The sequence below is a fragment of the Nocardia sp. CS682 genome (genome assembly GCF_004634405.1).
Taxonomy (GTDB): domain Bacteria; phylum Actinomycetota; class Actinomycetes; order Mycobacteriales; family Mycobacteriaceae; genus Nocardia; species Nocardia ninae.
Window position 1 is genome coordinate 1716452 of the sequence record NZ_CP029710.1, and the last position, 20473, is coordinate 1736924.

Below are 20473 nucleotides of genomic sequence, written 5' to 3' on the forward strand. Positions count from 1 at the left end.
CGTGGTTTTTCATCGAGTCGGGTGCTGTGGGCCACCCGGCAACCTTGCGGCGATTCGCCTACTTTCCGCGGATGATCCGGCGCAGCTTGTCCACCCTCGGGCCGACCTCGCGTTCGTTGCCGTGGTCGGTGGGTTGGTAGTAGTCGACGCCGACCAGCTCGTCCGGCGGGTACTGCTGGGCGAGCACGCCGTCCCGGTTGTCGTGCGGGTATTTGTAGCCCTGGGCGTTGCCGAGTTTCGCGGCACCCGCGTAGTGGCCGTCGCGCAGGTGCGGCGGGACTGCACCCGCTTTGCCCGCGGCCACGTCGGCCATGGCGGCGCCGAGCGCGGCGATCACCGCACCGGATTTGGGCGCGCTGGCCAGGTGAATCGTGGCCTGCGCCAAGGCGAGGCGGGCTTCCGGCAGACCGACCAGCTGGACGACCTGTGCGGCTGCGGTGGCGGTTTGCAGGGCGGTCGGGTCGGCCATGCCGATGTCCTCGCTGGCATGGATCATCAGCCTGCGCGCGATGAAACGCGGATCCTCACCCGCCGTGAGCATCCGTGCCAGGTAGTGCAGTGCGGCGTCGACGTCGGAGCCACGGATGGACTTGATGAAGGCGCTGATCACGTCGTAGTGCTGGTCGCCTGCCCGGTCGTAGCGGACGGCGGCCTTGTCCACGCTGGCCTCGACGAGTTCGACGCCGACGGTGCCGTCGAGCGAGGATTCGGCCGAGGCTTCCAGCGCGGTGAGCGCGCGGCGTGCGTCGCCGCCGGCGATGCGGACGATGTGGTCGAGCGCCTCGTCCGACACCGTGTACTGGTCGTCCAGTCCGCGTTTGTCGTGGATCGCCCGCAGGAGTACCTGACGAATGTCGTCCTCGGTGAGCGATTGCAGTTGCAGCACCAGCGAGCGGGACAGCAGCGGCGACACCACCGAGAACGACGGATTCTCCGTGGTCGCCCCGACGAGCAGCACGATCCGGTTCTCCACCGCGGCGAGCAGCGCGTCCTGCTGCGTTTTCGAGAAGCGATGCACTTCATCGATGAACAGAACGGTCTGCTCGCCCGCCGACAGTCTGCGCCGCGCGACATCGATCACCGCCCGCACTTCCTTCACCCCCGCCGACAAGGCGGACAGCGCCTCGAACCGGCGACCGGTCGAATGCGAAATCAGCGACGCCAACGTCGTCTTACCCGTGCCGGGCGGGCCGTACAGCAGCACCGACGCCGCTCCCGACCCCTCCACCAACCGCCGCAACGGCGACCCAGGCCCGAGCAAATGCTGCTGCCCGACCACCTCGTCCAACGACGCAGGCCGCATCCGCACCGCAAGCGGCGCCCCGGAATCACGACGAACCACATTGTCGATGCTGTGCTCTGCAGGCACACCGTCGCCGGGCACGTCGAACAAGCCATCGGTCACATCCGGCAACGTTACCGAGGTACACCGACAAGACCGAACGCGCTGCACCCCCGCCGCGTCGGCCACCACCATGCCCCTCTGGCCACCACGAGAGTGCCGGCAACCGACCAGGTGTCAACCGCACCGTCAACTGGCGACCCCCGCGCCACTGTGTCCCGAACGAGGCCGCCCCGACAGGGACATGGCGGTGGCGACACGCCTGGGGCCCATCGTCATGTTCCTTTCGGCGATCTGGGCAGTGTGCGGCGAGCCGATTTGCGTGTCGCCCGTGCATCGGATGTGATCAATACTCGTGGCTGAAAACACGGTCGTTTCAGATTCTCCGTTCGGGCCGTTCGCGCGGCGCACCCTGCTCAAAGGTGGCGCGGCTGCTACCGCGGCGGCGGTGCTGAGCGCGGCTCCGGCACGGGCGGCGAGTGCGGTGTTCCGGCACGGGGTCGCCTCTGGTGATCCGTTGCCGAACGGCGTGATCCTCTGGACCCGTGTCACCGTGTCCGAGGATGCGATTCCCGGCTCGGGTGTGGGCGAATCGGCAAGTGTGCGTTGGGAAATCGCCGAGGACGAGGGGTTCGGTACCGTCACGGCGTCCGGGAACGTCACGGCCGCAGCGGCTTCCGATCACACCGTGAAGGTCGATGCCGCGGGTCTCGCGCCCGGCCGCGAGTACTTCTACCGGTTCACTGCCCTCGGCGAAACCTCCCCGATCGGCCGCACCCGGACCGCGCCTGCACTCGGCGATTCGCCGGAGCGCCTCCGCTTCGGGATCGTGTCCTGCGCGAACTGGGAGGCCGGATACTTCGGCGCCTACCGGCATCTCGCCGCCCGCACCGACCTCGACGCCATCGTGCACCTCGGCGACTACATCTACGAGTACGGCCGCGGCAAGTACGGCGGCCGCAACGGCACGGTGCGGCCGCACGACCCGGCGAACGAGATCGTCACCCTGGCCGACTATCGAATCCGCCACGCGCAGTACAAGACCGATCCCGATCTGCTGGAGCTGCACGCCCGCCAGCCGTTCATCTGCACTTGGGACGACCACGAATCCGCCGACAACTCGTGGTCCGGCGGCGCCAACAACCACAACCCGGCAACCCAGGGCAACTGGCAGGACCGCCGGGCCGCGTCCGCACAGGCCTATCTGGAATGGATGCCGGTGCGTGCGCAGGGGTCCGGCGCGGAGGTGCAGATCTACCGCAGGCTCCGTTTCGGCACGCTCGCCGAGCTGTCCATGCTGGACCTGCGCAGCTATCGCGACCAAGAGGCGAAGCCCGGCGCGGGCTGGCGCGAGGCGGACAACCCCGCGCGCACCATCACCGGCAAGGCCCAAATGGACTGGCTCACCGCCGGTTTGGCGTCGGCTCCGGTGCGCTGGAAGCTGGTCGGCAATTCGGTGATGATCGCCCCACTCGTCTTCCCGCCGCTCGAACCGGCCACCACCGCCGCCATCACCAGCACCCTCGGCCTCCCGCAGTCCGGCCTCACCGTCAACGGCGACCAATGGGACGGCTACACTGCCGACCGCAGGCATCTGTTCCGCGCGATCACCGACCAGCAGATCTCCGATGTCGTGTTCCTGACCGGCGACATCCACACCTCCTGGGCCGCCGACCTCCCCGTCGACGCCGCCAACTACCCGGCAGGCGCCACCGCAGGCACCGAATTCGTCATCCCCTCGGTCACCTCCACCAGCATCGGCGACCTGCTGAAGCTCAACTCGGCCCCCATCGCGGATTCGATCAGAAGCGTCAACCGCCACCTGCACTACGCCGAACTGGATTCCCACGGCTACGGCGTACTGGAGGTAACCCAAGACCAGACCCAGATGGACTGGTTCTACCTCATCGACGTAACCGACCCGAACTCCGCTGTGCGCCACGGAACTTCGCTCGCCGTCCGATCCGGCGGACGCCTCGAACCACGGTCTACGCCGGCGAGCTGAACGTCCGCACGGCGAGCCGACCGGCTACGCAGGAAAGGCCGGAACGTTTCGTTTCTGTCCGAGCACAGATCAAAGGACGATGCGGGGTGGGTCGTTGGTAGGACGACACCGCGTTGACGGCGCCGTACGGTTGCGCGGCAAAGTATCCGCCCCGGCCGCTGGTGGCAGGTGCGACGCTACTCGCCGCCGCCCCCTCCACCACCGCCGCCGCCGCAGCCGCCACCACCGCTGTCGCCGCCACTGCAGCCACCACCGATGCCGATGCCCGCGCCGCCGGCGGCCCAGCCGCGGGAACCCCGCTTGCCGCGCCGACGGTTTCGGCCACCACCGGGGAACTGTCCGCTCAGCTGGGTGCCTGCCTGTTGGGCCCGGGTCAGGGGGTTTCCAGGGTCGTGGCGGTCCGCGTTGCGGCGGCGGATGACCAGGATGGCGAGTGCGGCGGCAAGGATGGCCAGCACGGCGATCGCTGATAGCAGGTAACCCATGATGGCCCCCTCGGTAACTCCCGACGCTTGATGTCGGACTCACGCCCATTGTGCCATTTATTATCGGCCCGTCGATAGCGCAACTTTCGGGGCGGCCCGCGGGATTATCTGCGGCGCCAAGCCAATTCACTGACGCTGCAACTCCTGGCACCGCCTACAGGTACCACCCGCCGAGCGGACGGGGTGGCAAACCGTGACAGGCCGGCCGTCACGTGCCACTAGCCCGACAGCCGCGGCGCAAACGATCGAAGGTTTCGACCCAAAGCCCAAGTCATCTCACTTGACGTAAGTTCCGCACTCTTGACGCAAGCTGCAACGTCAGTCAAGAGCGCGGAATCCACGTCAAGTCGGCGGTACGGAACGGTGGGTACGTTCCAGCTACTCGGACCAGCGCTCTTCCAGCATCGCTGAGACGTCCTCGGCGAAGTCGCCGACGATGTCGTCTCCGGTGCAGCGCGCGTCTTCGGCCAACGCGGCCCAGCGGTTGATCAGCGCTTCCGAGCGCGGCACGGACATGCCGTGTTCACGCGCGGCCGCGATGCGGGCGTGGTCTGCGGGGAGGAACCAGTAGGTGGACAACCAGACCCAGATGAGGCGAGCTTCGAGGATGCGCTCGGACATCAGCTCGTCGTCGGCCAGCGCAGGCCACACGCCGACCACTTCGGAACGCCAGGCCTCGACCATCTGCCTGGCGCGTTCCCTGGACAGTTCGAAGTCGCAGAGGCAGCCGGGGAACGACACCAGCGCGTAGGCGATATCGAGGGTGGCGTCGCGGAACCCGCCCCACTCGTAGTCGAGGAAGCGGGCGCCTTCCTCGTTGAGAATCACGTTGTCGGGGCACAGATCCGACGGACTGAACGCGCGGAATCGCCCGGCGGAGAACAGTCGGTTGCCGCGCACGATTCGTTCGGCGATCTCGCCGGGCACCTCGATGCCGAGTTCGCGCTGCAGCAGTCCGGGCACCTCGGCGATCGCGGATTCGGCCTGCTGGGCAATGCCGTCCACGCGATGCACCACGTCGACGCGGCGCAGCAGGGCGACGAAATCGGCTTCGCGGCCGACGGTGGCGGCGTGCATGCGGCCGAGCGCCTGCGCGAACGCCATCATCCCGTTCCTGGTCGCCGGTTCGGCGCCGGACCGCAACATCTGAGTAAGCAGCGAATTCTCGCCGAGGTCACTGAGGATCAGCAAACGCTCAGGCAAACTATGCGCGATCAGGTACGCGCCCGGTCGCTGTTCCCGGCTCAGGGCGGTGGTGAACTGGTACGAGACCGCTTCACGGAGGAACGCGGAGTCGATGCTGGCGACTCCGGGCGCGAGACCACCCGTGGTGCGGTCCTGCGAGTGTCCGCGAACTTGTTTGACGATGAGGGTTCGCGGCAGCGAGTAGGGGTTTTCCGCTACACGCACACGGAGAACCGTCGTTCTACCACTACCGCTGAGTTCGATCGGATCGCTCAGCTTTACCGGAGCACCCATTCGCTTTGTGAGCAACTGTTGCGCTGCGGACACGACTTCGGCGGCGCGTTCGGCCAATAGTGCGGTCATCGCCCTTCAAGTTACTCGCATCAGGTCACTTCTAGCGAGCGGATACACAACCTTTCCGCGTCGTTCGGCGTGTCTCTCTCGAGGTTACGGGACGGGCGCCCGTTGCTTGACACGATTGCACCCGTCAGGTTTTCTCATCGTCAACTGCTCTGCGCCACACCGCAAACCAGTTGAGTGGAAAGGTCTATGGCATGACCGGCACACCGCCTCCCCCGCCCCACGCATCAGCTGGCGACCCTCCCGAGCACGGAGACGACGAACGCCACGCGGCGCAACAGGGCCAGCACGAGAGTCACCCACCGCAGCCGCCGGGCACGAGCACCGAGCACGGCAAGCACGAGATGGCGGGGGCGGCCGGGTACCCGCAGTTCGACGGTCCGGGTGCCGCGCAGTACGGCAGCGAACCCGTCGAGCCACCGCCGCCGGTAGCACCGCCACAGCAATCAGCACACGCTGAGCAAACGGCGCAGCCGAGTTACGGTCCGCCGGGGACCGGGGCGGCACCCTCGGGGATGCCTCCGGGTACGGGGCCGCAAGGAGCAATGCCCTCGCAGGGGAACGTGCCGCCGGGATCGATGCCGCCCCAAGGGAACATGCCGGCGGGTTCCGTGCCGCAACAGGGAACGATGCCGCCCGGATCGATGCCGCCACCCGGCAACGTGCCGTCGGGATCACCGCAACAGGGAAACATGCCGCCCGGATCGATGCCGCAGCAAGGCACCATGCCACCGGGATCGATGCCGCCACAAGGGAACGTGCCGTCCTACGGTGCGCCACCACAAGGCGGCATGCAACAACCGGGCATGCTGCCCCCGCAGGGAACACCACCCACCTACGGCTACCAGCAGGCCGCCGCTTCCAACCCCGGCACCCTCGATGTGGGACAGGCACTCAGCTACGGCTGGGAACGGTTCCGCTCGAATCCAGGGCCGTGGATGGGAGTGATCGCATGCGGGCTGGTCATCTACCTCGGCTTCGTGCTCGTCGTGCAGCTCACCGACCCCACGACGTTGCTGCCGGTACTACTGATCTTCCTCGCGGTACTCGCCGCAGTCTGGCTGCTGCAGGCCGCCATGGTGCGCGGCGCACTCTATGAAACCGACGGCTACAAACCGCATTTCGGTTCGTACTTCCGTTTCGTGAACGCGGGCAATGTGCTGATCACCGCCCTGCTGGCGTTCCTGCTGACCGTCATCGGTGCAGCGCTCTGCCTCGTGCCCGGACTGATCGCCGGCATCCTGTGCATGTTCTCCCTGCACTTCGTCGTCGACCAGAACGAGGGGCCATTCGAGGCGATCAAGTCCAGCGCCACGCTGGTGGTGACCAACATCTGGCCGGTACTTCTGCTCGCCCTTTCCGTCCTGTTCGTCACCTTCGTCGGTGTTCTACTGTGCGGCCTCGGTTTACTCGTCGCAGGACCTGTGGCAGTCATGGCAGTCACCTACGCCTACCGCACCCTGACCGGAGGCACCGTCTCCCCTCTCTGACCGGCCACACGTCGATGCCAGCTGCACACCCTTTCTGTAAGTCGCACAGCCTGTACTGGGTGCGGCTTACAGAAAAGGGACTGTAGTGCTACTTCTCAACCAACGAGCGCATACCGATCCACCGCTTGAAGCGCCCCAACGGACCGGACTCGTTACCCGCACGCGGCCGGAGTTCGAGCACGATCACCCCAGCCGTGACGATGCCCGCCAGGTTCACCGCGAGCTGTCCCGCGGACATGAACGCCACATTCCACTCCCCAAAGTGGCTGCGAGAACGGCGAATCCGGCTGCGGGCACGGTCGTCACCGAGATGAACACCCCGATCAGCGCCGCCGATTTCGACGTGACCAGCGACAGCATCCCCGCCGCACCGGCCAGCAACGCGACGACCAGGGAGAACGGTCCCACCTCATAGATGAAGTCGACGTTGGGCAGACTCGCCACACTGTCCAGCTCGATCCACCCGAACTGTTCCCACAGCAACGTCGCGAACAGCGTGATCACCATCGCTACCGGAAACCCGATAGCCAACGCGATCGCGGATCGGCGCGCAAGCCGAAAATCCCTGCGCACCATGCCGACCGCGAACGCCGCCAGCGGACCGAACTCCGGCCCGACCACCATCGCCCCCACGATGGTCACCGGAGAATCGGTGGCCACACCTACCGCGGCAAGCAGGCAGGCGATGGTGAGGAAGGCGATGAAGGTGGAGTTGAGCGTCGACTCCTCTTTCGTCTGCGCGAGCAGTTCTTCCCACACCACCGCGTCGGTCGGATCGCCCGGCGCCGCCTTGACAGCCCGGTCCCCTGCTTCCGACAGCACGGTCTCGACCGGCCCGAGGGTGATGCCGCCGGATTCACAGATGCCGAGCGCGGTCAGCTCGGCCAGCACCTCGTTGGCGGCCTCGCGCGCGACGTCGGCCTGGATCAGGTCGCCGGCGGGTTCCACCGCGACGCCGCGAGCCAGGGTCACATGGGTGGCCCCTGGGTTCGCGGCGAGCACGGCCAGCACCTTGTCGGTGGTGTCCGACGGGCAGATCATGCGCAGGTGCAGCAACGGATCCCCTCGTGGTCAGCGTCGCCCGGCGGGTCGACGGATCGAAACTGTCCAGAAGGTACCGTTCCCACCGTTATTCGGCGGGCTTGTCCGCCTTCGCGTCGGCCTTGTCGCCCTTGGACGCGGGCTTGGCGTCCAGCCCCGCCTCCTTGCGCTGCTGCTCGGTGATCGGTGCGGGCGCGTCGGTGAGCGGGTCGACGCCGCCGCCGGTCTTCGGGAACGCGATCACCTCACGGATCGAGTCGAGCCCGGCGAGCAGCGCGACGATGCGGTCCCAGCCGAACGCGATGCCGCCGTGCGGCGGTGCGCCGAACGCGAACGCGTCCAACAGGAATCCGAACTTCTCCTGCGCCTCCTCCTGGCTGATACCCATCACCTTGAAGACGCGCTCCTGCACATCGCGGCGGTGGATACGGATGCTGCCGCCGCCGATCTCGTTGCCGTTGCAGACGATGTCGTAGGCGTAGGCGAGCGCGGAACCGGGGTCGGTGTCGAAGGTGTCGACAGACTCCGGCTTCGGCGAGGTGAACGCGTGGTGCACCGCCGTCCAGGCCGAATGTCCCAGTGCCACATCGCCACTCGCGGTGGCCTCGGCGGCGGGCTCGAACATCGGCGCGTCCACGATCCACACGAACGCCCACGCGTTCTCGTCGATCAGCCCGACCTTGCGGGCGATCTCGCCACGCGCCGCACCGAGCAGCGCGCGCTGCGCCTTGGCCGGGCCTGCCGCGAAGAACACGCAGTCGCCGGGCACCGCGCCGACGTGCTTGGCCAGCCCGTCGCGCTCGGCGTCGCTCAGGTTCTTGGCGACCGGGCCGCCGAGCGTGCCGTCCTCGTTGATCAGCACATACGCCAGACCCTTGGCGCCGCGCTGCTTGGCCCACTCCTGCCAGGCATCGAGCTGACGCCGCGGCTGGCTCGCACCACCCGGCATCACGACCGCGCCGACGTACGGCGCCTGGAACACCCGGAACGGCGTGTCCTTGAAGTACTCGGCGCACTCGGTGATCTCGATGCCGAAACGCAGATCCGGCTTGTCGGAACCGAAGCGCCGCATGGCTTCCGCGTAGGTCATGTGCGGAATCGGGGTGGGGATGTCGTAGCCGATCAGCTTCCACAGCCCGACCAAGATCTGCTCGGCGAGCAGGATCACATCCTCCTGGCGCACGAAGCTCATCTCGATGTCGAGCTGAGTGAACTCGGGCTGGCGGTCGGCGCGGAAGTCTTCGTCGCGGTAGCAGCGCGCGATCTGGTAGTAGCGCTCGATGCCGCCGACCATGAGCAACTGCTTGAACAGCTGCGGGCTCTGCGGCAGCGCGTAGAAGCTGCCGGGCTGCAGGCGCGCGGGCACCAGGAAGTCGCGGGCGCCCTCCGGGGTGGAGCGGGTCAGCGTCGGCGTCTCGACCTCGACGAACTCGTGGTTCGCCAGCACCGCGCGGGCGGCGGCGTTCGCCTTGGACCGCAGCCGGATCGCGTGCGCTGGGCCTTCGCGGCGCAGGTCCAGGTAGCGATACTTCAGCCGGGCTTCTTCGCCGGGCTGCTCGTCCAGCTGGAACGGCAGCGGCGCGCTCTCGTTGAGCACCTCGAGCTCGGTGACGTTCACCTCGATGGTGCCGGTCGGCAGCTCCGGGTTCTCGTTGCCGTCCGGGCGCAGCTCCACCACGCCGGTGACGCGCACGCAGTATTCGGCACGCAGCCGGTGGGCCTGCTCGGCCGGTTCGCCCTCGCGGAACACCGCCTGCGACACACCCGACGCGTCGCGCAGATCGATGAAGATCACGCCACCGTGGTCACGCCGCCTGGCCACCCATCCGGTGAGGGTCACGGTCTGACCGGCATGCTCGCTTCGCAGCGAACCAGCCAAGTGGGTGCGCAGCACAAGGTTCCTTTCGACGACTTCGCACCGGCAGGCAATGGCCAGGTGCGGTAGTCATCGTAGCCAGCCCGGCCGCTGAGCCGGAAACCGATATCCATGCTGTTCACCTCAGTCGCGACGGCGTGCGTCCGCCGTTCCCGCTCGATCCGGCCGCCGCGTCGATTCCGCTGCGCCGCTCACCGGTTGAATCGCCCGGAACGTGGCATCCCGTGCTCGTAGCGAAACACGTCCGCCGGGTGGAAACAGACCTCGCCCCGCCTGTGTCAAGCTTTAGACCACGCGGCGCCCGTGCAGGCGACAACACAGAGAGCGACGACGATGACCTTCAACGAGGGCATGCAGATCGACCCCGATCGGGTTTCGGTAGGTGGCGGACCGGGCAGGGGCGGCAAAATCGCGCTGGGGGGTGGAGCAGGCGGGCTGATCGTGCTGGTGCTGGCACTGCTGCTCGGCGGCGATCCGGGTTCGCTGATCGGCGATCTCACCGGCGCCCAGGACTCCCAGGTGGCACCGGCGCCCGGTGGCTTGCCGGAACACTGCACAGACGGAGCGAGCGCGAACAAATACGTCGACTGCCGGGTCGCGCTCACCATCCAGAGTCTGGACTCGGTGTGGGCACCCGAACTGCCGAAGCAGACCGGCCAGCGTTACGTGGAGCCGAAGGTCCGGATGTTCTCCGGTGCCATCAGCACCGGATGCGGCAATGCGACCAGCGCGGTCGGCCCGTTCTACTGCCCAGCAGACCAGTCCGCCTACTTCGACGTCAGCTTCTTCCAGGAGCTCGTCGACCGCTTCGGTGCCAGCGGCGGACCGCTCGCCCAGGAATATGTGGTGGCGCACGAGATCGGCCATCACATCCAGAACCAGCTCGGCGATATCGACCGCGCCCAAAGGGATCCGCAGGGCGCGAACTCCGCCGCCGTGCGCACCGAACTGCAGGCCGACTGCTACGCCGGTCTCTGGGCGCACTTCGCGGACAAGACTCCGGCACCGGGCAGCAATCAGCCATTCCTGAAGCCGCTGTCGGACAACGACATCCGCGACGCGCTCTCGGCCGCGTCGGCCGTCGGTGACGACCGGATCCAGCAGGCGTCCCGGGGACGGGTGAATCCGGAGGCGTGGACGCACGGGTCGTCGGAGCAGCGGCAGAAGTGGTTCCTCACCGGGTACAAAACCGGCCAGGTCAAGGCTTGCGACACCTACTCCGCGCCGAGTGTGGACAACCCGCCGGCACTGCGCTGACCGGTCGGATTGCCCAACACGCCAACGGCATTCGCCACGCGCGGATTTGACGCTCCGCTGACATCCCTGTGCGATGTCAGCGGAGCGTTTTCATCGATACGGAGGTTGCGAACTATGCGACGAACGAAAGCCGCACTGCTGGTCGCCCTGCTGACGCTCGCGATCAGCACCGGGACCGCGGCAGCCGACCCGCCCGATCAGCCGGCGGCGCACGGTCCCGTCTCCACTCCGCTGGCGCTGCTCACCCTCACCACCATTCCGAACGGCTGGCAGACCCGTGTCGATCTGCGCCCGCAACTGGAGGTCTCCGGTGACGGACGCGCTGTGAAAACCCTCGACGCCGTTGCCGCGGAACGAAACCCGGACACGCCCCCGCAGAAGGTCAACGGCCATATCCCGCCCGAGGACCTGGCCGCCGCCCTCGCCGAGACCAGAGCTCTCGCCGATCTCGATTTCGGCATGCCCACCATCACCGACCAGGGCAGTCAGATCATCGACCTCATGCCACAGCCTCCCGAAGCAGACGCGCACTTGATCGTCTACGCCCCCGGTTCCACCGAAGGCCTGTCCCCGGATCAACAATCCGCCCGCAAGCGCTTCGCCGACCTCTACCGAAAACTACTCGACGCCTTCGTCCCCGGCCCCTGACCCACGCCCGGCCCCGCCGAGCGGGGCATAGCGGCACCGCCACCCACCGATTCCCGCGCAGCACAGCAACTCCAGCCAAGCACCCAGAACGGCAAAGAGCCCGGCTCGAGCAAACCTTCCCTGCTCGAGCCGGGCTACCCCGAACGATCCGTTCCTAGAACTGATCCTGCTCGTAGTCGGAGCCGATGATCTCATCCGAGTGCGTCGCACCGATCACATCCGGCGTGGATTCACCGAGCGGACCGGTGAGATCGTCGTTACCGGTGGCACTTTGGTACGGCTGCACATTCCGCGAGTGCTCGTCGTCGTTGCGCTGACCACCTGCGGCACCGGGAGCACCCATGAAACCACTGCCCGCACCCGCGGTGGTGGTGCTCGGCGTGCCGGTAGAGGTGGGACCGAAACCGGTGGCGGGGACGCCGCTGATCGGGCGGATCGGCGACATGCTGGTGCCGGGCAGCGCGGTGGCCTTGGGCATCGACGGGGTACCAGTGCTCGGCCGACTGCTCGGGCTGCCCGTGCCGGTACGGCTCGACGGACTGCCGGGCACTCCGACCGGGGTGCCGTGGCTGGTAGTGCTCGGGCTGCCGGTGCCGTTCACCGAGGCGGGCGACGTCGAAGTCGGGGCACCGGTGGACGAGTTCAAGCCTGCGGCCTGGGTCGCGGTGTCCGACGCGGTCGACTTGGCCTGCTCCAGGATCGGCTGGCCGACGTTCTGGGCCAGCGCCTGCGCGATCTCCTGGGGTGCCGGTCCGCCGCCGGGGGCGACCAGCTGCTGCACCATGCCGCTCAGCTCGCCGGTCTTGCCTGCGAGGTCACCGCGGGTGGCGTTGACGATGCCGACGGCTTGACCGAGGTGCTCGGTCGCCGACGCCATCAGTGTGGCCTGGGCGGGCGGGGTCAGGATGACCGGTGCCATGGCGGTCGCCTGCGTGGCGAACGACGAAGCGACGGTGAGCAATTGCGCGTTCCCCTGCTGCACCACCGCGGCGGCCCGCTGGGTGAGTTCGGAGATGTCGATGCCGCGCTTGCTGGTTTCCTGGCCTTCGGTGTTGGCCTGCTGGCTGGTGGCCTGGGCGTTGCGGGCGGCCTGGCTCTGCCACAGCTGCTCGACGGTGGTCATGCTGCCCTTGCCGACCTGCATGGCCATGTCGATGACCTTGGAGGACTGGCTCAGGATGGCGGTCGGATCGAGCGCACCGATGACGCCGGTGCCGAAGCTGCTGAGCAGGTCGAGGATCGGCTTCATCAACAGGTCGACGCCGGGCAGCGCGGGCACCGCGACGCCCTGCATGAGCGCGGAGACCGGGTCGGCGGGCAGTGCGGGCAGCGCGGTCGGGACGGCGGCGGCCGCCTGGCTCACCGCGGCGGCGGCCGAGCTCGGCGCGGAACCGAGGGCGCCGTTCAGCACGCCGGTCGCCTGATCGAGCGCCTGCGTCACCGGCGCGGACACGTGCTGCAGCGCGGATTGGGTGTCACCGAGCAGGGCGGAGACATCGGACGGCACGCCGACGATGCTCTGCGCGTCCGGCGTGGGATTGCCGTTCATTCCCGGCAGGCCGGCCGGCGTGGCGAGCGCGTTGTTCTGCTCGTCGCTGATCCGCTTGGACAGCACGAACTCCGGCGACTCGATCGGCGGCATATCGTCGGGCACCTGACCCAGCGGCACGTCGAGCACGGCCTGGGCGGCCGAGTTCTGCGTCGCCTCGAACACGGCCTGCTGACTGATGGCCACGTTCTGGTCGGCGGCGTGCGCTATCGCATGCTCCTCCGGCGCGATCACCCCCGTGTCGAGTGGCTTCATACCGCGCCGCCGATCTGGTTGCCGATGGCATTGAGCGCGGCCGAGCTGGACCAGTCGGTCGCGTCGTAGGCCGCGGCGGCGCTGAACGCCGACTCGGAAAGCTTGGAATACTTGGCGGACAGATCATTGATGTCCTTCGCCTGCAGCACCTGCGCCGCGGCGAACATTGCCAGATAGTCGACCCCGATCAAACCGAACACCGGCACGAGTGCCGAGACGTTCTTGACCGCGTCGAAATTACCTGCCCCCGCAAGATCACCGGCGATGCCCGCGTTCGTGGCGGCGAACGCCCGGACCGCGTCGGTCTCTACCGAGAGATCACTCATCGAGTTGCCCCCCAAATCGTCGTGCACATCAGTGTCGTGAACTTCTTCGTCGTCACCGTCTGCCCATGCCGAACGGCTTGGCCGCTACGGTTGGGCTCAATATAGCGGACGGTACCGGCAACTTTCGAGCCCATCGCGACGTTCACAAGGGGAATAGGAAGGAAACTGGAACGTGTTGCAAATTAGAACAAGTTCTATATTCTCGATGCCATGAAGGTCGCAGTGACCGGCGCAGCCGGCTACCTTGGCACGAATCTGCTCCGCCTGCTGGTCGCGCGCGGCCATGAGGTGACCGCCATCGATCGGGTGGTGCCACCGACGGCGGACGAGCCGAACGTCACCTGGGTCAGCGGAAACGTGCTGGATCCGGCGTCGATGCGGGAGACGCTGCAGGGCGCCGAGATCGTCTATCACCTGGTCGCGGTGGTCACCCTCGCCGAAAAGAACGATCTGGCGTGGAAGGTGAACACCGAGGGCGTCCGGGTCGTCGCCGAGGCCGCGCTCGCGGTGGGCGCGCGGCGCATGGTGCACACCAGCTCGATCCACGCGTTCAACCAGTACACCTGCGGCGGACGGATCGACGAGAGCGCGCCCCGCTCCACCGATCCCACCCTCCCCGTCTACGACCGCTCCAAGTGGACCGGCGAGGTCGCGCTGCGCAAGGTGATCGACCAGGGCCTGGACGCGGTGCTCTGCAACCCCACCGGCGTGTTCGGCCCCCTCGACTACAGCAAACCGCTGTCCCGCATCAACCGCACGCTGCGCGACGCGGCGCAGGGCCGCATTCCGGCGATGATCGGCGGCGGCTTCGACCTGGTCGACGTGCGCGACGTGGCGCAGGGCCTGGTCCTGGCGTCCGAGCGCGGCCGCACCGGCGAGAACTACCTGCTCGGCGGCGAGATGATCTCGATGCTCGACCTGTGCCGCCTGGCCGCGGCCCACGGCGGCAAGCGCGGCCCCCGATTCGCCATCTCCCCCAAGCTCGTCGGCGCGGCGATTCCGCTGCTCGCGCCGATCGGCAAGGCATTCAAATCCGACATCGTCTCGAAAGCCGCACTGGGCGCGCTGATCTCGGCTCCCGTCGTGGACCACGGCAAAGCCGAGCGCGAACTCGACTACCGCCCGCGCTCCACCGACGAGACCGTGCGCGACCTCGTCGCCTTCTTCGCCGACCCGACCCCGCTGGCACCCGATACTCGGCAGATCGCCTGACCAACGGCACCCGGCCCGGCTAGTCAAGCTTGCCTAGCCACCCTCCGGGTGCTACTTTTTCCATAGCTAGCCAAATTTGGCTAGCTTTCGGAAAGAAGGTGTTCTCGATGGCAGGCGAAATGACTGTGCCGATACTGCCGTGCAATTCGATCGATGAGGTCGCCGAGTTCTACCGGATGCTCGGCTTCGAACAGACCTACCGGCAGACCCGCCCGAACCCGAGCCTGGTCATGCGACTGGAAGATATCCACCTGCACTTCGGCGCGATCCCAGGCTTCGATCCAGCCGATTCCTACGGATCATGCGTGATCTTGGTCCCCGATATCGGCGCGCTGTTCGCCGACTTCGCCGCGGGGATGCGCGCGGTGCACGGCAAGCTACTGATCTCGGGGATACCGCGGATGACGCGCCCACGCAAGCGCAAGAACGCCGACAACCTCACCGGATTCCTGGTGGTCGATCCCGGCGGGAACTGGATTCGCTTCCACCCCAAGGCCGCAGCGCCGGAACAGCCCATCGGCGCGACACCGGGCAGGCTGCGCAAGACTCTGGACAACGCGGTCGTCATGGCCGATTCGCACGGCGACAATGCCCACGGCGCAAAGATTCTCGACGGCACCCTGGCGCGCGAGCAGAACACCGCGACACCGGTCGACCTCGTCGACGCACTGACCTACCGAGCCGAATTGGCAGTCCGGATGGGCGACCCGGACTTGGCAGGACAACTACTCGACCGCAGCCGGGCGATACCGTTGACCGACTCCGACCGGGTGATCCTCGCCGACGCCCTGTCCAATGCCGAGGAGCTGCAACGCATTCTGGGCTCCCCCGCCACCGACTGAAAGGAACCCATGTCCGCGGTTCGCCTGCTCGTCCTCGGCGCTGTCCGGCGCCGGGACCGTGCGCACGGGTATCAAGTACGCGCAGACCTGGAATCCTGGGGTGCCCACGAATGGGCGGGCGTGAAGTCCGGCTCCGTCTATCACGCGCTCAAAGCCATGACCGGCGAAGGACTGCTGATCGCGCACGAAATCACGCCGAGCACCACGGGTGGGCCGCCGCGCATCGAATACGAGGTCACCGACGCGGGCGACCAGGCCTACTTCGCTCTGCTGCGCACCGCTCTCTCACAGCGGGATCCGCGGATGGACATGCTCGCCGCCGCCGTGGGTCTCATCGATGATCTCCCCCGCGCCGAAGCCATCGACCTGCTACGGAAACGTGCGGAGGCGATGGAGCAGTGGCGGACGAGCGTCACCGGCGAACTGCCGCCCGGCACCGATCTGGACACCTGGGGCCCGGTCGGCGAAGTGCTCGGACTGTGGTTGCACACCGCGGACAGCCGCGCCGAATGGACCCTTCGACTGATCCGCCGCCTCGAAGCGGGCGCGTTCGATATGGCAGACGACAAAGCTCAGCAGTGAGCGATCGAGGCCGGCGCGATCAGGGGCAGCGGGTGGCGAGGACGCAGAACTCGTTCCCTTCCGGATCGGCGAGGGTCACCCAACTAACATCACCTTGACCGACGTCCGCGTACCGAGCACCCAGGTCCAGTAAGCGACGGACCTCTTCGTCCTGATCACGATCGGTCGGGTTGACATCGATGTGCAGCCGGTTCTTGATCGTCTTGCCCTCGGGCACGCGCGCGAACCCCAACGTCGGCGGCACCGGGCCGGGACGATCCCTGCCGTCCGGCACCGCGGGTGAACCGATGGTGACGAACCCGTCCTCCTCATCCTGCACCTCGTAACCGAGGACCGCACACCAGAACTGAGCGAGACTCGCGGGATCGGCACAGTCGATCGCGAGCTCGGTGAACTTACTGGCCATGTCAGGACCTTTCAGGTGAAACAGCTGCGCTCCCCACTCAACCCGCTACAGCAAAGTTCGGCCACTCGATTTGTCCCCGGCCTCATCGACGTCCACTCGCACGGGCCCGTCCCCGCGCCTGAGCCACCTGCTCCACGTTTTCGAATAACTTGCCAGGCGACGCGCCCGCTCGAGCGCACGCACATTTCCATCCATGTGGTCACGTATGACGAATGCTTTTCGGGCCGTCTATATGGACGTCCTCGCTCGCTACCCGAGTCGTCCTGCGTCGGCGCGTCGCGTATCCAGTTGCAAGGGGCCGCTGCCAGGTTCGATCAACCAACGGATGGGCCGACGACGGCCCGGACAGACGGAAGGTTCGCCGTGCGGAAGCTGCATGTCTTTTCCCTCTCCACGATCACGCTCGTCATGCTCTCGGGGCTGGCCGGACCGGCCACCGCTGACCCGGACTCGGACGACCAGGACCTTGCGTCCTATCTACTCCGGGTGCCGCTGCCCGGCCCAGCGACGGATCTGAAGATCATCACACCGGAGAAGTACTCGAAGCTCAATGAGGCGTTTTGTTCGCCGGATAAGTTCTCGGACGAGATGCTGAAGAACATCGACAAGGTGTACAAGAAAGCCCTGCCGGTCACCTTCGGCACGCCGGATGCGCCCAAGGATCCGATCGCCGAAGCCCGCAAGGAGGTGCTGAAAACCACCGAACTCACCAACGAAGCTCGTTGGAAACTGTGTCCCGGCAAAACCGAACGGATCAGCGAGACCCAGGCTGACTACCACAAGGCCCTGGTCCGGCTCATCAAGGAGTCTGGCACCACTCCAGTATCCGAGCTGCGGGAAGAGGGCCTGACAGCCGAGGACAAGAAAGACAAGACTGCCAGTATCTGGTCAATGCGCCTGACCGGCTTCAAAGCCGCCTTTCAACGCTATCTCAGCCCCACCGAGATCTGAGCGTCTCAACGCGATGTAGTACTGCGACGTCCCGTTACAGGGGCGTCGCAGTATTAGAGCGACCAGACACGGGCAGAATCGCTGTCCCACCCGGCCCGGATCTGCGATTCCCGAGCGCGGGATCGTATCTGCGCCAGTAGTACGGCCACCAGTATGTGTCGATCGGCTTCACCTTCGACCACGGCGCCGTCAGCCTCGGTCCCGACGAGACCGCTGCCATGCCGCCGCCCGCCGCGGACTGGTTCGAACAGCCCTTCGGCAAGGTTCCCCTCGACCAGTTCGTCCTTGATCTGCGGCGGCCCGCTCCCCTCTCGGTGCGACGCTGGCTCGCGGCTTCCGTCGAAACGCGGGGCCTGGCTCATTGCGGCCCCGACTCGTTCATGGACGGCGGCAGCCTGGGGCAGTGGTTCGACATGATCGTCCACCGCCAAGAGATCAGCCCCGCCGTACCGACCTGAATACCTCGCAACCGCGCTGTTCCTCACGAACTTCGGACGGCAGAAATCCGTTGACGGAGCGAGAGGAAGCGCCTGACGGTGCTTGGTTTCAGTAGGTCGGCCAGTTACCCGGTGTCATGAGTTCGAGGAGGTGCTCGTCGGGATCTCGGAAGTAGATGCTGCGTCCGCCACGTGCCCAGTTGGTCCGGCCTTCGATCGGGATATCGTGCGCCTTCAGATGAGTTTCCCACTCCGTCAGTTGTTCCTCGGAGACCGCGAAGCACACATGGAGCCTGCCGCTGCCGTCGTGGGGCGGGATCTCGCCGTTCGGCAGACCAGGTTCGGGCAACACCTTCGGTTCGAGCGATCCGCCGCGACGGAACAGCAGCAGCACATTGTCGCCCCCGACGTCGAACGCGCACAACGGATCCGCGTCGAGAATCGGATTCAGTTGCAGCACATCGGTATAGAACTTGCGGGCACGACCGAGGTCGTCGACGTACAACGCGGACTCGATGATCCGGTCAAGTTTCGGCACAGTTGGCTTCCCTTCTCGAATACGGTGTCGGAACCATCCTGCAACCTCGAGCCCACTCGAGGTCCAGGGTTGCGTGGCTCACAAACTTTCCTGCACACCTCCCAGATACGCCGACTCGCCGTCCATCTCGGAGCTGACGAGATTCACACGGGGACAGTGGTTTTGACCGACACGCTCCACGCCATCGCATAACTCCCCCAGTCGGGGGAGCTCGAAATCGGTCTCCCGGCCGACGTCGAGGGGCATCGACTTCCATACCGTCGAAGAGCCCCGCCAAGCCGATTCCGCAACACGTGCGGGATTCGCTCGGCTTCTCCGCGTCGCGCCCATCAGGAGCTACTGTGCTTTCCGCCTTCACGTCGGCTGCCCGAACCCCGGAACTCCGGCGGAAGGTGTGCTGGACGCTCGGACTGCTGGCGTTGTTTCGGCTCGGCGCGATACTGCCTTCTCCCGGTGTGGATTTCGCGGCGGTGCGCGGCTGTATCGAGCTGAACTCGGGTGGTGAGTCCGCCGGCATCTACCAGCTGATCAACCTTTTCTCCGGCGGCTCGATGCTGCAACTCTCGGTTTTCGCGGTCGGCATCATGCCCTACATCACCGCGAGCATCATCACGCAGCTACTGACCGTCGTGATCCCCCGTTTCGAGGAATTGCGTCAGGAAGGGCAGACCGGCCAAGCCAAAGTCACGCAGTACACCCGCTATCTGGCGATGGCGCTGGCCTTGCTGCAAGCCTCGACGCTGGTCGCGTTGGCCGCGCGGGGGCAACTCCTGCGCGGGTGTGCCGAGGATATTTTCCCCGACAGCTCGCTGTTCGCCATGCTCACCGCGGTACTCGTGATGACCGCGGGTGCGGCGCTGGTCATGTGGTTCGGCGAGCTGATCACCGAGCGCGGTTTCGGCAACGGTATGTCGCTGCTGATCCTCGCGGGCATCGCCTCGCAGATTCCCGCTCAGGGCGGGTCGATCCTGGAAAGCCGGGGCGGAATCGTCTTCGGCGGCGTCTGCTTCGCGATCACCGCGCTGATCGTCGGCGTGGTCTTCATCGAGCAGGGGCAACGCCGGATTCCGGTGCAATATGCCAAGCGCGTGGTGGGACGGAAAATGTACGGCGGTTCCGCGACGTACCTGCCGCTGAAGGTCAATCAGGCCGGTGTCATCCCCGTCATCTTCGCCTCGTCGCTGCTTTTCCTGCCGAACCTGTTCGCGCAGTTCAGTCAGGGTAACTCCGGCCCTGTTGCGGATTTCATCCAGAAGTATCTGGCCGACACCGATCATCCGGTCCACGTCACCGGTTATTTCGTGCTGATCGTTTTCTTCTCCTACTTCTACGTCGCGATCACCGTCAACCCGCAGGAGCGTGCCGCGGAGATGAAGAAATTCGGCGGCTTCATCCCCGGCTATCGGCCCGGCAAGCCGACGGCCGATCATCTGAGCCATGTCCTCAATCGGATCACCCTGCCCGGATCCCTGTATCTCGGTGCCGTTGCGGTGCTGCCGAACCTGGTGCTCGGTTTCGGCGCGTCCGGTCCGGCGTCGAGCCTGGCCTTCGGCGGTACCTCAACGCTGATCATGGTGAGCGTCGCCCTGGACACGGTCAAACAGCTCGAAAGCCAAGTGCTGAACAGGAACTATCAGGGCTTTCTGCGATGAACATGCTGCGCTCGCTGGGCACCGGCGGCCGATG

The 20473-nt window shown here is 66.5% G+C and carries 18 protein-coding genes and 2 pseudogenes; 10 read left to right on the forward strand and 10 right to left on the reverse strand.

Features of this window, described 5'->3' with window-relative positions:
- Positions 1–58: 58 nt before the first annotated feature.
- The gene (locus tag DMB37_RS07430) at positions 59–1405 is read right to left on the reverse strand and encodes a replication-associated recombination protein A (protein WP_135232069.1); all 1347 of its coding nucleotides are present in this window, start codon (positions 1403–1405) and stop codon (positions 59–61) included.
- A gap of 292 nt (positions 1406–1697) precedes the next feature.
- Between DMB37_RS07430 and DMB37_RS07435 the strand changes: the two genes are divergently transcribed.
- Positions 1698–3347, forward strand: coding sequence for an alkaline phosphatase (locus DMB37_RS07435; RefSeq protein WP_370465346.1), 1650 nt, complete (start codon positions 1698–1700; stop codon positions 3345–3347).
- Positions 3348–3523: 176 nt separating this feature from the next.
- Here DMB37_RS07435 and DMB37_RS07440 read toward each other — a convergent pair whose 3' ends face one another.
- From DMB37_RS07440 to DMB37_RS07450, 3 genes are all read right to left on the reverse strand, one after another.
- A complete protein-coding gene (locus DMB37_RS07440) occupies positions 3524–3832 on the reverse strand; it encodes a hypothetical protein (RefSeq protein ID WP_135232070.1) in 309 nt (102 codons plus the stop codon).
- 378 nt (positions 3833–4210) lie between these two features.
- Positions 4211–5380: a phosphotransferase family protein gene (locus DMB37_RS07445; RefSeq protein WP_135232071.1), complete on the reverse strand. Its 1170-nt coding sequence runs from the start codon at positions 5378–5380 to the stop codon at positions 4211–4213.
- Positions 5381–5604: 224 nt separating this feature from the next.
- The gene (locus tag DMB37_RS07450) at positions 5605–5823 is read right to left on the reverse strand and encodes a hypothetical protein (RefSeq protein ID WP_135232072.1); all 219 of its coding nucleotides are present in this window, start codon (positions 5821–5823) and stop codon (positions 5605–5607) included.
- Positions 5824–5922: 99 nt separating this feature from the next.
- Here DMB37_RS07450 and DMB37_RS07455 point away from each other — a divergent pair, with 99 nt between their 5' ends.
- The gene (locus DMB37_RS07455) at positions 5923–6867 is read left to right on the forward strand and encodes a hypothetical protein (RefSeq protein WP_240772283.1); all 945 of its coding nucleotides are present in this window, start codon (positions 5923–5925) and stop codon (positions 6865–6867) included.
- 88 nt (positions 6868–6955) lie between these two features.
- Here the strand turns inward: DMB37_RS07455 and DMB37_RS07460 are convergent.
- Positions 6956–7923, reverse strand: a pseudogene (locus DMB37_RS07460) (DUF389 domain-containing protein).
- Positions 7924–7996: 73 nt separating this feature from the next.
- The gene (gene aspS, locus DMB37_RS07465; protein WP_135232073.1) at positions 7997–9802 is read right to left on the reverse strand and encodes an aspartate--tRNA ligase; all 1806 of its coding nucleotides are present in this window, start codon (positions 9800–9802) and stop codon (positions 7997–7999) included.
- 315 nt (positions 9803–10117) lie between these two features.
- On the opposite strand from aspS, the gene DMB37_RS07470 reads away from it, so the two are divergent.
- Together DMB37_RS07470 and DMB37_RS07475 are read left to right on the forward strand one after the other, a co-directional pair.
- Positions 10118–11041 carry a neutral zinc metallopeptidase gene (locus DMB37_RS07470; protein WP_135232074.1) on the forward strand — a complete coding sequence of 308 codons (924 nt, stop codon included), beginning with the start codon at positions 10118–10120 and terminating at the stop codon, positions 11039–11041.
- A gap of 114 nt (positions 11042–11155) precedes the next feature.
- Entirely contained in the window at positions 11156–11689 is a 534-nt protein-coding gene (locus DMB37_RS07475; RefSeq protein WP_135232075.1) for a hypothetical protein, read from the forward strand.
- 154 nt (positions 11690–11843) lie between these two features.
- Here DMB37_RS07475 and DMB37_RS07480 read toward each other — a convergent pair whose 3' ends face one another.
- Both DMB37_RS07480 and DMB37_RS07485 read right to left on the reverse strand, forming a co-directional pair.
- The gene (locus DMB37_RS07480; RefSeq protein WP_135232076.1) at positions 11844–13493 is read right to left on the reverse strand and encodes a hypothetical protein; all 1650 of its coding nucleotides are present in this window, start codon (positions 13491–13493) and stop codon (positions 11844–11846) included.
- Entirely contained in the window at positions 13490–13819 is a 330-nt protein-coding gene (locus DMB37_RS07485; protein ID WP_167768771.1) for a type VII secretion target, read from the reverse strand. Before DMB37_RS07485 ends, DMB37_RS07480 begins: the two co-directional genes overlap by 4 nt.
- 210 nt (positions 13820–14029) lie before the next feature.
- On the opposite strand from DMB37_RS07485, the gene DMB37_RS07490 reads away from it, so the two are divergent.
- From DMB37_RS07490 to DMB37_RS07500, 3 genes are all read left to right on the forward strand, one after another.
- On the forward strand, positions 14030–15031 hold the full coding sequence (locus tag DMB37_RS07490) for an NAD-dependent epimerase/dehydratase family protein (RefSeq protein ID WP_135232077.1): 1002 nt from the start codon (positions 14030–14032) through the stop codon (positions 15029–15031).
- Between the two features lie 107 nt (positions 15032–15138).
- Positions 15139–15873 (forward strand): VOC family protein, encoded by a 735-nt coding sequence (locus tag DMB37_RS07495; RefSeq protein ID WP_135232078.1) that lies wholly within the window; start codon positions 15139–15141, stop codon positions 15871–15873.
- A 9-nt stretch (positions 15874–15882) separates the two neighbouring features.
- Positions 15883–16455 (forward strand): PadR family transcriptional regulator, encoded by a 573-nt coding sequence (locus DMB37_RS07500; RefSeq protein ID WP_135232079.1) that lies wholly within the window; start codon positions 15883–15885, stop codon positions 16453–16455.
- 19 nt (positions 16456–16474) lie between these two features.
- Here DMB37_RS07500 and DMB37_RS07505 read toward each other — a convergent pair whose 3' ends face one another.
- The gene (locus tag DMB37_RS07505; protein WP_135232080.1) at positions 16475–16861 is read right to left on the reverse strand and encodes a VOC family protein; all 387 of its coding nucleotides are present in this window, start codon (positions 16859–16861) and stop codon (positions 16475–16477) included.
- Between the two features lie 363 nt (positions 16862–17224).
- Between DMB37_RS07505 and DMB37_RS07510 the strand changes: the two genes are divergently transcribed.
- Together DMB37_RS07510 and DMB37_RS07515 are read left to right on the forward strand one after the other, a co-directional pair.
- Positions 17225–17812, forward strand: coding sequence for a hypothetical protein (locus DMB37_RS07510; RefSeq protein WP_135232081.1), 588 nt, complete (start codon positions 17225–17227; stop codon positions 17810–17812).
- A gap of 152 nt (positions 17813–17964) precedes the next feature.
- A pseudogene (locus DMB37_RS07515) lies at positions 17965–18270 on the forward strand (erythromycin esterase family protein); the annotation flags it as partial.
- An 88-nt stretch (positions 18271–18358) separates the two neighbouring features.
- On the opposite strand, the gene DMB37_RS07520 reads toward DMB37_RS07515, so the two are convergent.
- The gene (locus DMB37_RS07520; RefSeq protein ID WP_135232083.1) at positions 18359–18787 is read right to left on the reverse strand and encodes a VOC family protein; all 429 of its coding nucleotides are present in this window, start codon (positions 18785–18787) and stop codon (positions 18359–18361) included.
- A 341-nt stretch (positions 18788–19128) separates the two neighbouring features.
- Between DMB37_RS07520 and secY the strand changes: the two genes are divergently transcribed.
- Positions 19129–20439 carry a preprotein translocase subunit SecY gene (gene secY, locus DMB37_RS07525; protein ID WP_135232084.1) on the forward strand — a complete coding sequence of 437 codons (1311 nt, stop codon included), beginning with the start codon at positions 19129–19131 and terminating at the stop codon, positions 20437–20439.
- Positions 20440–20473: the final 34 nt, after the last annotated feature.

Bases quoted from the DNA above. Each gene is read 5' to 3' on its own strand.
- DMB37_RS07440 (WP_135232070.1), bottom strand. From the start codon at position 3,832: ATGGGTTACCTGCTATCAGCGATCGCCGTGCTGGCCATCCTTGCCGCC.
- DMB37_RS07445 (WP_135232071.1), bottom strand. From the start codon at position 5,380: ATGACCGCACTATTGGCCGAACGCGCCGCCGAAGTCGTGTCCGCAGCG.
- DMB37_RS07455 (WP_240772283.1), top strand. From the start codon at position 5,923: ATGCCCTCGCAGGGGAACGTGCCGCCGGGATCGATGCCGCCCCAAGGG.
- DMB37_RS07470 (WP_135232074.1), top strand. From the start codon at position 10,118: ATGACCTTCAACGAGGGCATGCAGATCGACCCCGATCGGGTTTCGGTA.
- DMB37_RS07475 (WP_135232075.1), top strand. From the start codon at position 11,156: ATGCGACGAACGAAAGCCGCACTGCTGGTCGCCCTGCTGACGCTCGCG.
- DMB37_RS07480 (WP_135232076.1), bottom strand. From the start codon at position 13,493: ATGAAGCCACTCGACACGGGGGTGATCGCGCCGGAGGAGCATGCGATA.
- DMB37_RS07485 (WP_167768771.1), bottom strand. From the start codon at position 13,819: ATGAGTGATCTCTCGGTAGAGACCGACGCGGTCCGGGCGTTCGCCGCC.
- DMB37_RS07490 (WP_135232077.1), top strand. From the start codon at position 14,030: ATGAAGGTCGCAGTGACCGGCGCAGCCGGCTACCTTGGCACGAATCTG.
- DMB37_RS07495 (WP_135232078.1), top strand. From the start codon at position 15,139: ATGGCAGGCGAAATGACTGTGCCGATACTGCCGTGCAATTCGATCGAT.
- DMB37_RS07500 (WP_135232079.1), top strand. From the start codon at position 15,883: ATGTCCGCGGTTCGCCTGCTCGTCCTCGGCGCTGTCCGGCGCCGGGAC.
- DMB37_RS07505 (WP_135232080.1), bottom strand. From the start codon at position 16,861: ATGGCCAGTAAGTTCACCGAGCTCGCGATCGACTGTGCCGATCCCGCG.